The organism is Streptomyces atroolivaceus (genome assembly GCF_000717025.1).
Classification (GTDB): Bacteria; Actinomycetota; Actinomycetes; order Streptomycetales; family Streptomycetaceae; genus Streptomyces; species Streptomyces atroolivaceus.
Genome location: NZ_JNXG01000070.1, coordinates 1 through 376, shown reverse-complemented (window position 1 = coordinate 376; position 376 = coordinate 1). Strand labels below are relative to the sequence as shown.

General features: G+C 67.6%; 1 protein-coding gene. It reads right to left on the bottom strand.

Going from position 1 to position 376, the window contains the following annotated elements:
• Positions 1 to 376: beta-ketoacyl synthase N-terminal-like domain-containing protein (locus OO67_RS35450; RefSeq protein WP_033305955.1), on the bottom strand; the 376-nt coding region annotated here is incomplete at both ends.

Genomic DNA, 376 nt, shown 5'->3' with positions numbered 1-376 from the left:
ATCCACATCCACCGGCCCCAACCCCGCACTCGCCAACGCCGCACGCACCACCCGCTGCTGCGACGGACCATTCGGAGCCGTCAACCCATTCGACGCACCGTCCTGATTCACCGCAGAACCACGCACGACACCGAGCACCTGGTGCCCGTTCCTCCGCGCGTCCGACAACCGCTCGAGCACCAGCAACCCGGCACCCTCCGACCAGCCCGTTCCGTCAGCACCCACGGCGAACGACTTGCAACGCCCGTCGGAAGCCATCCCGCGTTGCTTCGAGAAGTCGATGAACATCTCCGGGGTGGTCATCACCGTCACTCCGCCGGCCAGCGCCAGCGAGCACTCCCCCGAACGCAACGACTGCGCAGCCCAGTGCATCGCC